We start from the raw sequence: 12,602 nt of genomic DNA, 5'->3' as shown, positions 1-12,602 counted from the left end.
AACTCCCTATACGGCTATTCATCGCACTTGGGGGACTCGGCATGTCGAACATCACGGATCGCGCCATCTCATACGGCAAGAGCCTGATCGATTCGCTCAAGGGGACCGATAAGCCCAAGGCCAAGGAGGCGCCCAAGGAGGCGCCCAAGGGCCCGCGGATGCCCCTCGACAAGCTCTTGTTGAGCAACGCCACCCGCCACAACGAGGTGACCTACCACGTGGGGGCCGAGGATTCCTTCCAGGCCATCCTCAGCGCCCTCAAGGGCGCCAAGACCTCCTTCCACATCGAGACCTTCATCTGGCACGACGACGAGACCGGCCGCAAGCTGGCCCAGGCCCTCGTCGCGAAGGTGAAGGAGGCCAAGGCGCAGGGTCGCACCTTCGACGCCAAGGTTTTGATCGACTCGACCGGCATCAACAGCGACTACGGCACCAAGGATCGGAACATCCTCAAGTTCCTGCAGGACAACGGCGTCGAGGCCAAGCTCTTCAACCCCAAGCTGGTCTCCTGGAAGGCCGAGGGGATGCTGCCTCTCACCCACCGCAAGATCTACATCGCCGACGGGGCCAAGTATCTGGTCGGCGGCCGCAACGTGGGCGACGAGTACTTCAAGCCCACCTTCGAGAAGAAGGCGGGCGATCCCAAGTCGAAGGCCAACAGCCACCACGACTTCCTCATGACGGTCGAGGGCGACGAGGCCGCCCGCGTCCAGAAGGAGTTCTACAAGGCCTGGGCCCTGACCGGCGGCAAGGTGCCCGCCACCGACCCCAAGCCCATCCCCTCCAAGACCGGCGACACGGCCATCCAGACCTTCGTCACCGACCCCCTGACGGGCAACAAGGGTCTCAAGGAGGTCCACCTCAAGGCGATCGCGAACGCCCAGAAGGAGATCTTCATCATCAGCCCGTACTTCGCCGACGACGAGCTGGTGGACGCGCTGATCGACGCCAAGCAGAAGAACCCCAAGCTCTCGGTCAAGGCCCTGGTGCCTGCGTCGGGCGAGGGCGGCAAGGACCTCAACTACCAGATGGCCATGCTGACCGCCAAGCAGTTGCTGGAGGCGGGGATCGAGGTCCGACTCAGCGCGGGCGGAGTGGACAAGGGCAAGCCCGTCGAGCGTTTCAGCCACTTCAAGGGCATGACGGTGGACGGCGAGATCCTCTCGATCGGCTCGGCCAACGCGGACTACCGCACCTACAACACCAACCACGAGATCGTGAACATCGTGGCGGACAAGGAGAAGGTGGCGGAGTTCAACCGCACCATCGCCAATCCCGACTGGAACGCGGCCCAGCCCATCAGCATGAAGTGGCTCAAGGACAACTCGACCTGGGCCGAGAAGGCCTTCCGCACCGTGGCCGAGCCGATCGACTTCCTGTACTGAGGTAGCGAGTCCCCGCTCCTGGACCGCAATTCTTAACGCGGCTCCAAGGCTTTCCCTCGCTCGTTCGGGTACAGGGAAAGTAGGGATCTCGGAGCGACAAGACCAATGGCGATACGACTCGGACGAATCACGCGTGCATGCGGGGGCGTCACCCTCGGTATGTGGCTTGCGGCCTGCGCGCCGGCGCAGCCGCCCTCGTCGCCTGCGCCGGGTGCCGTCGATCCTGCGCATCAGGGCGGTCTGACCATCCGGCTGGTGTTGCCGCAGCAGACCCAGGCCCTGGTCGGCAACACCCAGTCCCTCAAGGTCCTCCTGCGCAATCCCGGGCTGCTCGGAAGCGATCGCACGGCGATCGCGAACGGCCCGGGCCCCCAGACCTTGACGCTGAGTGCCCTGCCGCCCGGCGGGGGCTACACCCTCTACGCGGGCGCCTATACGGGGTTGAACGCCACCGGTCTCATGACGAGCTGGGGGATGATGCCCCTGGTCATCAAGAGCGGGGCCAACGGCGTCTCGCTGGGCTTGTCGGTGCGCATCGCTTCGGGCTCGGCAGCGGCCGATCTGACCCAGGGGCCCGCGGGCAACGAGGCGGGCGTGGGCGGCGCCCAGTGGAGCCAGACGACCCTTTCCGACTTCGAGCCCGGCCAGCTGGACGACGCGGAGGCCTTCACCCCGACCCAGCTCACTTACCTCCAGTCTTTCGGGGGAAGCGGGACGCTCAACGGTCAGTTCGGAACCGGGGTGATCGAGGACCTGGCCTTCGATCCCGACGGAAACTGCTATGTGGTCGATCGTTACAACCACCGCGTGCAGAAGTTCGACCGGAACTTCCAGTTCGTGCGGGCTTGGGGCAACGGCACCACCTGGATCGCTGGGACGCCGGCTCCTGCGCCGGTGACCTCCAACGGCAACGGCTACTTCAACCAGCCGCTGAGCATCGCGGTGGACGCCCAGCGCAACGTCTACGTCAGCGACGTCTACAACTACCGGATCCAGAAGTTCGACCGTGACGGCAAGTTCTTGCGGGCCTGGGGGAGCGGCACCGTCTGGAACCCGGATCAGGCTCCGCCCGCCGCGACGTCCGGCAGCGGGAACCTCAGCTTTGCCGACCCGCACAAGATCGTCTTCGATCGCGATGGGAACCTATGGGTCGCGGACAACACGAACGCCCGGGTCATGAAGTACACGCCGAACGGCCAGTTCCTCATGGGCCTCGGCTACGGCGGTACCTGGACGGGGTCGGCGCCCGCGGTGGCGACCAGTAGTGCCAACGGTGCCTTCTGGCGTGCCGGGGGGCTCGCCATCGACAAGCAAGGCTACCTGTACGTCGCGGACCTGGACAACTACCGCATCCAGAAGTTCGCGTCGAACGGCACCTTCATCGCCAAGTGGGGCAGCGCGGGGCTTAGTGACGGGCAGTTCCCGAACGACGTCTTCCCGCTCTGCCTGGATCCGTTCGGTCGCCTCTTGGCGGGTAACAACGCGAAGACCGTCGTCACGCCCACCATCCACAACTTCCTTCAGGTCTTCACCACGAACGGCCAGTACGTCGCGCGCCTGTCAGGCCCGACGGCCTCGCAACTCAAGAACGTGCGAACCATGGCCTTCGACGCGAGCGGTGACCTCTACGTGGGCGACGGCACCTCCGGGCTGGTCTCGAAGTTCCGCGGGGCGAACCCACAGGATCCGCTCGGCGGGATCCGGCTTGCGGGCTACCGCTCGCCCGGGCCGTCGAATTTCAAGGCGACCGGTCGCTACATCTCGCCCGTGCTGGATGCGGGGGGAGTCGTAACCTGGCGCACGCTCTACTGGGATGTGAGCGCTTTGCCCGCAGGCACCGGGGTCTCGGCGGAGATTTCGACCAGCAACGACGGCACGACCTGGGGCGCCTGGCAGTCCGTCGCCCCTTCGAGCGCGGTGGGCGCCAACATGGCAAGTCTTGCGGCCTATTCCAGCCGGCAGCTCAGGTATCGCCTGAGCCTTTCGAGCGGGAACCCTGCCTCGACCCCCGAGGTGCAGGAAGCGGGGGTGATTTACTGATGCGAAAGACCTTGCTCTGTCTTGGCGTCCTGGCGCTGGCTGCGTGCAAGCCCGCTTCGCTTGCGCCCGACGTGACGCCCCCTTCGGCGACGGACGCGCAACAGGCGCGCATGCTCTGGGGGCAGGCAGCCCCCCCGCGCGCGATCCAGGCCGTCGAGGCGGAGCTGTCGCCGTATGCCGCCGTCTCGCTGCGCGACGCGCTCGGCAACGTCATCGCCACCGGCACGACCGATGCCGCAGGGCGCTTCAGCCTCAATCCCTTCGTCGCCTTCTCGCCGACCCTCAACGCGGTCTATGGCCTGGAAGTCGCCAAGCGTTTCACTGCGACCAACGAGGGTGCCTTGCTGCGCCTGCGCACCCTGGTGACCTGGGACGGGAGCCGCTGGCGGTCCATTGCGGGCACCTCGGACGAGGCAGGCGGGGTGCTCGTCAACGTCGGGACCACCGCCGTGAGCGCCATCCAGGCCCTCAGAGGGCTCTCGGGCTCGGCCATGCTCGGTGCCCTCTCGGCGACGAGCGGGGCCTTCGTCCCCGGGGCGACCGGGATCCCCGCGCCCGACTTCGAGCGGGTGAAGGGGCTGGTCGGCGACGCGCTGGCGGCCAATCTCGACCCGGTGAGGGCCATCGTCTGGTCCACTGCGGACAGCCAGTACCAGGTCGCCCTGGACGCGGGGCGTGGCAAACTGCTCTTCGACCTCAAGACGGCAGCACCCCTGTCGGGCAACCACAGCCCGCTGCGGACGCCCTTTGGCACGGGCTTCGCCGTGGCGGCCTCTTCGAGCCTGCCGCTCGGTCAGATCGGGGGCTATGGCAGCTCGCAAGGCAACTTCGAGGTGCCGGGGACCATCACGACGGATCGCTGGGGCAATGCCTACGTCTGCAACTTCATCGGCACGCCGCGCATCTTGAAGTTCGACGCGAAGGACCGCTATCTCTTCACCTTCGGCGCGTCCGGCACGCTGAACGGTCAATTCGGGCTCTTCGGCGGCCTCGATTCCGACGCGCTCGGCAACATCTGGGTGGCGGATGGTGGCAACAATCGCCTGCAGAAGTTCGACCCCAACGGCCGCTTCCTGATGGCCATCGGTCAGGGCCGGGTCTGGTACGAGGGCGATGCGCCCACCACCGGCGCCAGCACGGCCAATGGCTGGTTCGACTACGCCCACTTCTTGCGGGTCGACCGCAAGGGCCGGATCTGGGTGACGGAGTGGCAGAATCACCGGGTATCGGCCTTCTGGTCCAACGGCACCTTCGCGCGGGGCATCGGCTGGGGCGGCACCTGGACGGGCAACCCCGCGCCGCTCACCAAGCAGGCTTCGAACCAGCCGGGCTTCTTCAGCGGACCCTCGGGGATCGCCATCGATCAGGACGGCAACGTGTGGGTGGCGGATCGCAACAACAACCGCCTCCAGAAGTTCGACGAGAACGGGAACCTGCTCGGCATCTACGGCGGCACCGGGGTGATCGACCAGCCCCAGGGGCTTGCGATCGATCAGGCGGGCAATGCCTGGGTCGGTGAGCTCGCGAACGGCCGGTTGGTGAAGTTCGCGCCGAACGGCACCAAGGTCGGCGAGGCCGGCGGGCCTGGGTCGTTGCCGGGGCAGTTCCTGGGTATCCAGGGGGTCGAGGTCGATCCGGCCGGCTACTTGCTGGTCGCCGATAACGGGAACAGCCGCGTCCAGCGCCTCGCCCCGGCGAGCACCACCCTCAAGTTCGATCCGAACGGGCGCCTGGACCTGGCCAAGGGGACCGTCTCCATGTGGATCCGCCCGTCCTGGGCGGGAACGACGACAGGCCGCTTCAACCTCTTCGAGCCGTGGACCAAGCCGAGTACGATCGGCGACGGGATCGCCCTCTTCAAGAACGGCGGCAACATCGAGGTCAACTACTGGCCCCACGCGACGAGCGCCCAGGTCCTGCGGGGGGACATCTCGCGCTGGGAGCCCTGGCAGGATCATCACGTCGCCTTCACCTGGGGCGCGGGTGGCCTTGCCCTCTACCTGGACGGCCGTCTTGCGGCCTCTGCTGCCTCGCCGGGACCCATTCAGGTGATGCCGCCCGCCCTCTGCGTCGGGACGACCAACTACAGCACGCTGTATCCGGCCGAGGCCATCTTCGGGAGCCTGAAGGTCTACGACTACGCCAAGACGAGCGCCGAGATCCTGCGGGACGCTCAGCGGATCGAGCAGGATTAGCCATGGGACGCGTCACCTCGAGTCGGATCCTCTGCTGGCTGGCATTGCTGGCGCTCGCGCTCGCGGGCTGTCGCATGCCGATGCCGCTCGCTCAGGCGCCTGCCGCCTCGCGGGCCTCGGCGCACGAGCGCGCCTTGTTCGCCGGCACGTTCGCCATGACCGAAGCAGGCATCCAGACCCAGGCGATCGCCTCGGATATCGCGGCGGGCGCCACCGTTTCCTTGATCGATCCGGCGACCGCCCAGGTCAAGGGCACGGGCCTGACGGACGCCGCCGGCAACTTCACGGTCATGGCGCTTTCGAGCTTCACGCCCGCCCTGAATACCCTCTACGTCTTGGAGGCGAGTAAGCCTGTCGGCGGAGCGGGCGCGGCGACGCTCGCCTTGCGGACCCTTGTGTCGCTCTCGGCCGGGGGCTGGACGAGCGTCAGCGGCACGCGCATCGCCATCACGCCCATGACCACGGCCGTCGTCCTCGTGCACCAGCACAAGTCGCTCGTGGCCGCCGACGTCTTGGGCAAGGTGAGCTACGATCCCGTCGCTCGGCGCAGCCAGGTGAGCGCGCTCAATGCCTTCTACTCGGAGATCGCGCTCCGCCAGGTCGCGAAGACGGTGCAGGAGGCGCTCGCTTCGAACCTCGACCCCATGCAGGTGGTGAAGCCGAAGCCGGACGGCACGTTCGGCATCTCGTTCACGAGTGGCTCGCTCAATTTGCTCGCAAACCCGAGCTTCGAGGATCGCCTGGAGAATTCCTGGGCCCTGTTCGACGGGGGCGGCCTCAGCCAGTCGACGGTGAGCCTCGATCCGACGACCTCGGCGCACCTGGGGACGTCCGTGAAGTACACGGTCAAGAACCCGGGAGACACCTGGCTCGGGCAAGCCAATCTCTGGTGGATCAACCCGAAGACGGTCTTCACTTTCCGGGGCGGCGAGACCTACACCTTCTCGGTCTACGCGAAGGGGGCGGCCGGAAACGAGAAGATGAGCCTCATGGTCGCGCAGTCCAACGGCGACCTCTTGATCTCCACGCCGATCTCGTTGACCACCGATTTTCGGCGCTACCACCTGACCTACACCGCCACGTCGTCCGCCGAGGCGCAGGTCTTCGTGCGGCCCGGCTCGCTCTCGGGCCAGGCGGTCTTCCCTGAGACCCTCTGGCTCGACGGGGCCCAGCTGGAAGTGGGGGCTGCCCCGACGGGCTTTGCGCCCGAACCCGGAAAGCTGCTCTACGATTCGACGACAACGCCTGCGAGCGCCTCGAGCGGGATCACCTACGGCCCGGGCTACCGCGGCGGCCAGGGGGTGGTGCTCGATTCGGGCATCAACCTCATTCCGAACGGCCATGCGCGAAATGGGCTGACGGGATACGTCATCCCTAACGGCGGGACCCTTTCGACCACAACGGCGCACGGCCTGCCGCCGAACCCGACCGGGAGCCAGACCTTCCTCTTTACGCACGATGCGTCGATCAACCCCAACTACCCGTTGGTTCAGCTCGCGGTCAAGCCGCACACGACTTACACCCTGAGCGCCTGGGTCTGCGCGCCGAGCGCCGGGAACCCGGCGAGCTTCGAGCTGACCTACGGGATCACCGAGGGCCTGTATGCGGGGCGTGGCGTGGGGACCACGATTCTGAACGCCGACGATACCTGGCGGCGCGTCTCCTTCACGTTCACCAGCGGGCCCCTTTCGAGCCTCTACGCCTATCCGGTCCGGATGCTGACGGCCAATGCCAAGGTGGCCTTCACCATGTTCCAGGTCGAAGAGGGGGCGACGGTTCATCCCTACACGGGGGACCCGACCAGCGATCGCTTCGCGCTCGACGACCGCTACGTGCCGCGTCAGAAGGGGAGCATCTCCTTCTGGTTGTCGCCCTTCTACGATTCGGCCGATACGCGCTTCGACGGCCGTCCGACCGTGCCCTTTTCCAACGCGATCATGGGTATCAGTCAGCGGGACGATCAGCGCGTCCTGGCCCTTTACAAGGAAGGCCATACCCTGGGCTTCGGGGTCTGCACCCCTGCCACCTGGTACACGGCGGCCTGGACGGCTCCCGGTACTCTCTGGACCGCCGGATCGTGGCACCACGTGGCCATGACATGGGGGGGGCCCGAGGGGATGGTCCTATACTTCGATGGTCGTCCCGTGGCGACGAACCCGTACAGCGGCGGCATCTACATGGGAGACGCCGGGGTGGAGGGGACGAAGCTGGGCAACCTCTTTCTCAGCGGGGCCACCAACAACGCGACCTATGTCCCCAACGCCACCTTCGACCGCGTGCGCGTCCACGATTATCCGCGCTCGGCTGGTGATGTGGCGCGCGAGGCCTTGGGCATTCAGCATTCGGCCGGGTTATAGAGGGGACGAGGCGTGGGTAAAGAGGAATCAGGGAGGCGAGGGATGAACACTGAGCATCCGTTGATTCGAGGATGGTTGCTGTCGCTCGGCATCGCCGGAGCGGCCATCGCCATGCTTGCCTGTGCGCCTTTCGTGGGCCATGCGCCGGATGAGCTGGGCGATACGCCCGCCATCACGGGCCGCGCCTACCTGAACCCCGCCGACAAGCTTTCGCCTTATTCCGTCCAGGCCTCCATCTCGGAGATCGCGAGCGCTTCGACCATCGTCCTGATCGACACGACGGCCAATATCACTCGGGGCAGCACGCTGACGGACGCCGTCGGCAAGTTTACCCTCACGTTCGGCCGCACGTTCAAGCCCACGGTCAACCGCACCTACTACCTAGAGGCGATCCGGGGCCTTGGCGACAACGCCGCGGGCAAGAGCGCGGCACGCGTGCGGACCATCCTCGCCTACACGAGTCAGGGCTGGCTTTCGATCACAAGCTCCGCCTCCAACACGCCGGTCATCATCGACGAGGGAACGACGGCCCTCTCGACCCTCGCGAACCTCAAGGGGCCCGGGCGGGTCAACCCCATGCACCTGATCGGCTCGCTCGCAGAGCCCTTCGCCGGCATCACGGGCCTCTCGCTCAGCGATTACAACGTGGCCAAGGGGATCGTGGCCTCGCTGCTCGAAGCGGACAACGACCCGGTCGCGGGTATCGCCTACGACCCGGGGCCGCCCAGCGAGCGCATCTACATGCGCAGCACCGGTGGGGGTAGCGTGCTTACGATCGAGCCCGCGACGGCGAGCATCACGCCTCCCGACAACATCGTGACCATCCGCGGCATCCTGTTCGACACGACCGGGGCGAGCAGCGACTTCGACTCGGCGACGCTCACCGCCCGCAACGTGATCCTCTTCAACAACGTGGCTACCGCCACCGTGACCGGGGTCTCGGCCGATCACCAGTCGATCTACGCGGTGGTGCCGCCCGAAGCCGAGAGCGGGCAGATCACCGTGAAGGTCAACGGGCAGATCTACGGCATTCCCAACTACTCCATCTGGGGAACCCTGAATGTGGACATCCACTAGAGGCCCGCTGGGGGCGAGCATCCTGCTTGCGGCCCTGTTGCTGGGGGCCTGCGTCGCCGATGACGGTCCCGGCATCGTCGGGAACGTCGGAGGCGGCAACGGCGGTACGAGCGGCCGCGACGAGGGCACGGGCGAAGCTCCGGATCCCACCCCGACGCCCTACGTGCCTCCCGTGCTTTCGAAGCTCATCATCGTGCCGGAGAGCTTCCAGCTCAGCTCGGACCCGACGGCTTCCGCCTCCGCCAAGAGCAAGGCCCTCACGGTGCTCGCGCGCATGAACACGGGCCAGCAGTTCCCGACGGCCGTCACCTGGCAGGCGTCGCCAGCCGGCCGGGTCACCATCGGTGCTGCGAACCTGATCGGCGTCGTGCCCAACGCGCCCGGCGGGCAGGTGATCCTGACGGCGAGCTCGGGCTCGATCACGGCGACCGCGTCGGTGCTCGTCGTGCCGCGGGTGCTGACGGTGAACCGCGTGAGCCTCTCCGAGACCGCCGCATCCCTCTACCTGCCGGCGCAGAACGGATCGAGTCTTCCCGGTTTTCCTCACCAGATGCGCCTGACGGCCACCGTCACCATGAGCGACGACTCGACCACCCAGGACGTGACATGGACGAGCGTGAATCAGACGATCGCCCAGGTGGATAACGCCGGTTACGTGGTGGCGCGAGGCGTCGGTACCACCGAGATCGTCGCCACCTCGGCGCAGGATGCCGCCAAGACGGCGCGCTGCGTCGTCACCGTGACGGCCAAGGGTCTCGTCGACGTCGAGCTGGAGTGACGGCAATGAGACGTGCGCTTCTCGCGGCGGGCTGTGCCGCCCTGCTCGTGGGCTGCCAGGTTCGAGGCCTGCCGCCCCTGCACGTCCTGCCGACGTCGGCCGCTCGGGACGTGGCTTCGAGCCTCGCGCGAAGCGAGGTTGCGATCGTGATTCGCTGGCCGCTGCGCGCCCAGGCCATCCCGACCAACACCCAGCGGCTTCGCTTCGATTTGACGGGCCCCGTGACCCAAACCGTGCTGATCGATCGTCCCCCAGGGGCCGCGCCGGTGAGCGAGGCGACCATGAGCGTGGACGTGGGGGCGGGCTACTCGCTTTCGGTCAAGGCCTACGCGGCGAGCGAGATGCCCGGTGCGGAGCCTGATCGCCTGGTGGCGCAGGGGCAGACGACAGAGCCGTTCGAGGTCCTCGCCAACCAGGTGGCACGGGTGAAGGTCGCCTTGGTTCCCACCGACGTCCCGCGCATCACTGCTATCGCTGGCGATCACGGAGGGCCGGGATCCTACCTCGAGATCTCCTGCCTCACTGCCGAGCCCCTGCCTTCTTTCCGCTTCGGTGGCGTGGTCTCGGCTCAGGTGTCGCGCCTCGACGAGGGGCGCTTCTCGGTGCGGGTGCCCGAGGGCGCGGGCTCAGGAGCGATCGTTCCCATCGCCGCTGGGGTCGAGGGCGATGCTTTCGGCTACTTCACCGTGCTCTCCGAGATCGGGATTGAACCCGCGACCAAGACCGTCTCGCTGGGGGCGGGATGGCCCTTCACCGCAGAGGCGACCAGCGCCGAGGGCGTGCCCTTCGTCGCGCCGCAGGTCTACTGGGAGCTGAGCACCGATTCCATCGGGGTGATCGATCCTGCGAGCGGTTCTTTCCTCGCGAACGGCGGCACCGGCTCGGCGGAGGTGCGGATCTACGCGGGCCGTCTGATGGCGTCGGCGTCGATCACCGTGACCGAGTAAGAGCGTCTAACAAAAATACTTTAGCCGCAGGCGCTCAAGACTCGCCGCTCAGGGCGAGAGCTTGGTGAACTGCGCAGGGCCGTCGAAGAGGCCCCAGAAGGTGTAGCCCCGCTTATTGGGGAAGATCCCCAGGACCCGCTGCCCGGCATGGTAGGTGACCGGCGCGTTCTCGCCCTCGATGCGGATCAGGTCGTCCTCGGTGGCCGCCCACTTGTTGCGGAAGTTGTCGATGATCAGTGAGTGGATGGGCTTGTCCGTCTCGAAGGAGAAGGCGGAGTTCAGCTCCATGCGATCCGGGGAGACCTTGGCGAGCACCGCTCTGCGCTCGCCGGAGTTCTGGAGCGCGACCCAGACCTCGGGAGTGCTGATGCTGAGGATGTCCATGGCCACAAGGTTGCGGTTGTAGAGCGCCCCGCCCGGCCCGGGCAAATCCAGGGTGCGGATGTACATGGTCGCATCCCCCGGCGCCTCGGCCCACTGGTGATCGATCTGGTAGAGGCGGCGCGGGGTGGCGATCCAGGTGGTCTGGTTGTGGCTCAGGATCCGGAAGGGTTTCCCCGAGACGTTCAGGGTCTTGAGGTGGCCGCCGGTCGGGCCGTAGACCTTGACCTGGCCGCTGCCCTCGCCCGCCACGCCGACCCAGGCGCGCCCGTCGTTGTCCGTCGCCACGGCGGCAGGGCGCAGCCCCGCTTCGATGGCGCCGAGGAAGTTGCCGTTGACGTCGAAGACGGCTACGTGGCGACCGTCGTGTTGCTGGTTGGCGACCCAGACGGTCGCAGGGATGCCGCTCGGGTGACCGATCGCAAGCTGGCCGGGCAAGAAGCTGCCCTGCAGGGAGGCGGGTATCGTGTAGCGCTTGCGAAACTCGGTCGTCGAACCCGCCATCCGGATGATAGACCCCGAGGCCGGGCAGCTCACCCACAGGATGTCGGGGGTCTCGTGGGCGAGCCAGAAGGGGGCCGAGTCCAGCGGCCGAGGCGGCTGGACCGGTTGGGCGGGCGAGCCGAGCGTCGGCTCGGGGACAGGGACCGGCGTCGGGACCGTGGTGGAGATGGGGGCAGGGGTGAAGGTGGCGCCTGGGTTGGGCGTCGGGGTGCCGTCCTTGCCCGGCGTGGCGGTCGGGGTGGGGCCGGGGTTTGCTCCTTCGAGGGCCTTCATGTCGGTGATGAGGCCTTCGAGGCGCTGCTTGATGACCAAGTGGCCTTCGAGGTAGGTGTCCACCCCCTTGGCGATCGCCTCGTCCGAGGCGAGATCGGGCAGGTCGCTCTTCGTCATCATGCCGCGGGCTTGGGCGGCGATCTCGTCGAAGCGCCCCTGGTCGAGCTGGGAAAGGGTGAGGGCCTCGCGGCCGAGACGCTGGGCGAGCAGGGTGCTCGCCGCGCTCAGGGTGGTGAGCGACTTGCCGCCCTTGACCCGGATGAAGGTGCGGACGCGGCGCGTGGTGCCCGAGGCGGCCTCGGCCAGGTAGGTGCCGTCCGGGACGGTGGTGTAGAAGGCGAAGCGCCCGCTGCTGTCGGTGAGGACCTCGGGCAGGGCCGAGAGGGGCTGGCCGTGGCGTGAGAGCAGGCGAAGCTTGATGCCGGTGCCCGGCTGTTCGGCCAGTGGTGCCTGGGGGGTGGTGTCGCTGCCCTGGGTCGGCAGCACGACGGTGCCCCGCACCAGGGCGGTCTCGAAGCCGCTGACGGTGGGGGGAGTGGTCGGGGTGCAGGCTCCGAGCACGGCCAAGGCGATCGCCGCGCTCGGCCCAAGTTGACGCCAGTCCATGAGAGCCTCCAGTTGGCTTATACCCGCTTGCCGGCTTGCCTCTCAACCCTTGCCACCGT

General features: G+C 67.2%; 8 protein-coding genes. 7 read left to right on the top strand and 1 reads right to left on the bottom strand.

Annotated elements, in window-relative coordinates; all coding sequences use genetic code 11:
* Positions 1-41 precede the first annotated feature (41 nt).
* The 7 genes from J7643_15310 (at position 42) to J7643_15280 (ending at position 10,779) form a co-directional block, all read left to right on the top strand.
* Positions 42-1,385 carry a phosphatidylserine/phosphatidylglycerophosphate/cardiolipin synthase family protein gene (locus J7643_15310; protein ID MBO9541955.1) on the top strand — a complete coding sequence of 448 codons (1,344 nt, stop codon included), beginning with the start codon at positions 42-44 and terminating at the stop codon, positions 1,383-1,385.
* 105 nt (positions 1,386-1,490) lie between these two features.
* On the top strand, positions 1,491-3,425 hold the full coding sequence (locus tag J7643_15305; protein ID MBO9541954.1) for a hypothetical protein: 1,935 nt from the start codon (positions 1,491-1,493) through the stop codon (positions 3,423-3,425).
* A complete protein-coding gene (locus tag J7643_15300) occupies positions 3,425-5,620 on the top strand; it encodes a hypothetical protein (protein ID MBO9541953.1) in 2,196 nt (731 codons plus the stop codon). Before J7643_15305 ends, J7643_15300 begins: the two co-directional genes overlap by 1 nt.
* A 2-nt stretch (positions 5,621-5,622) precedes the next feature.
* Positions 5,623-7,977, top strand: coding sequence for a carbohydrate binding domain-containing protein (locus J7643_15295; protein ID MBO9541952.1), 2,355 nt, complete (start codon positions 5,623-5,625; stop codon positions 7,975-7,977).
* A 42-nt stretch (positions 7,978-8,019) separates the two neighbouring features.
* Entirely contained in the window at positions 8,020-9,054 is a 1,035-nt protein-coding gene (locus J7643_15290; GenBank protein ID MBO9541951.1) for a hypothetical protein, read from the top strand.
* Positions 9,038-9,832, top strand: a complete 795-nt coding sequence (locus J7643_15285; GenBank protein MBO9541950.1) for an Ig-like domain-containing protein — start codon at positions 9,038-9,040, stop codon at positions 9,830-9,832. Before J7643_15290 ends, J7643_15285 begins: the two co-directional genes overlap by 17 nt.
* A gap of 5 nt (positions 9,833-9,837) precedes the next feature.
* Positions 9,838-10,779 (top strand): hypothetical protein, encoded by a 942-nt coding sequence (locus J7643_15280; GenBank protein MBO9541949.1) that lies wholly within the window; start codon positions 9,838-9,840, stop codon positions 10,777-10,779.
* 48 nt (positions 10,780-10,827) lie between these two features.
* On the opposite strand, the gene J7643_15275 is transcribed toward J7643_15280, so the two are convergent.
* A complete protein-coding gene (locus J7643_15275; protein MBO9541948.1) occupies positions 10,828-12,543 on the bottom strand; it encodes a hypothetical protein in 1,716 nt (571 codons plus the stop codon).
* Positions 12,544-12,602 lie beyond the last annotated feature (59 nt).

This window comes from bacterium, from assembly GCA_017744355.1.
Classification (GTDB): Bacteria; Cyanobacteriota; Sericytochromatia; order S15B-MN24; family UBA4093; genus JAGIBK01.
Note: the sequence above shows the minus strand (reverse complement) of the source record. Positions and strands in the feature narration are given on the sequence as shown.